The sequence below is a fragment of the Morganella sp. BCCO 40_0007 genome, from assembly GCF_032989665.1.
GTDB classification, from domain to species: domain Bacteria; phylum Pseudomonadota; class Gammaproteobacteria; order Enterobacterales; family Enterobacteriaceae; genus Morganella; species Morganella sibonii.
In genome coordinates, this window is sequence record NZ_JAVBIN010000028.1 from 1 (window position 1) to 1,229 (window position 1,229).

Below are 1,229 nucleotides of genomic sequence, written 5' to 3' on the forward strand. Positions count from 1 at the left end.
GCGATCTCCTCAGAATACATATCAGTATGGATGAAGATCTCTGAAAGTGAATGGGACTTTTTTCCGGGATACTTACATGAGTATGACGCGCTGCATCGTCTGACCCGCGAGCAGGATCTGATCGGCCAGCAAAAACAGTATCAGTATGATGCGGGCGGTAATCTTATCCGTCGGGAGGAGATCCCCGCACAGGCGGAAGAAGAGCCGGTTATCACACAGTATGGCTATGATCCGGCTGGCCGCCTGACCATGCGGGAAAACCGTGATTACCGCACTGAGTATCAGTACGGCAAAACGGCACTGACACTGCGGCGGGCACCGCTGACGGTCTGGTCAGCGGCGCAGCTCAGCGGGGAAGATGTGCCGTGGCAGGATATCCTGGAATTTGAGTATGACCTGCACGGTCAGATGCTGTCCGAGCAGAACAGCGCCGGGGTATACCGTCACAGCTACGATGACAACGGCAATCTCAGCAGTACGGCACTGCCGGACGGGCAGTCCCTGAGTTATCTGTATTACGGCTCCGGACACCTTCAGCAGATGAACTGGCGGGAGCGCGGTAAACAGACGGTACTGGCGGAATACAGCCGCGACCGGCTGCACCGTGAAACTAACCGGCTTTCCGGCGGACTTGATCAGCGGACGGAGTATGACAGCAGCGGGCGTATCACCGCACAGATAGCCAGGCTGGCGAACAGTACGCGGGTGACGGCGGCAACCATTGATAAACGTTATACCTGGGACAAACACAATAACCTGACGGAGCGCAGTGTCAGTTACGGACAGGCCGATTCGCCGTTAACACAAGGCCACTGGCAGTATGAAACCTACCGGTATGACCCGCTGGGGCAACTGACCCGGCGTCTGAACGGGTTCAGTGAAGAGCTGTTTTTGTATGACGAAGCGGCGAACCTGCTGGGGCATCAGCGGCAGGTGGCATTTAATAACCAGGTCACCGCCAGTGAGGAATACGACTACACGTATGACGGCTTCGGCCGCATGGTGCAGCGCCGGGTACGGGACAGCGCGGTGTGTCAGCATTATCACTATGACGCGGAGCACCGTATCACCGCAGTGACCTTTGAGCATGACCCGCAGGGGCACCAGCGGGCGGAATATGATTACGACATTCTCAGGCGCAGAACCGGCAAGCGGGTCTGGCAGTCCGCACAGGCACAGCGGCTGAAGCAACCCCCGGAAAACCGGGCACCGGAAGAAACGGTACAGTT

At 57.5% G+C, this 1,229-nt stretch carries 1 pseudogene; it reads left to right on the top strand.

The annotated features are described in order from the left end of the window. Positions 1-30: 30 nt before the first annotated feature. Positions 31-1,229 (top strand): annotated as a pseudogene (locus tag R5268_RS19330) (type IV secretion protein Rhs); the annotation flags it as partial.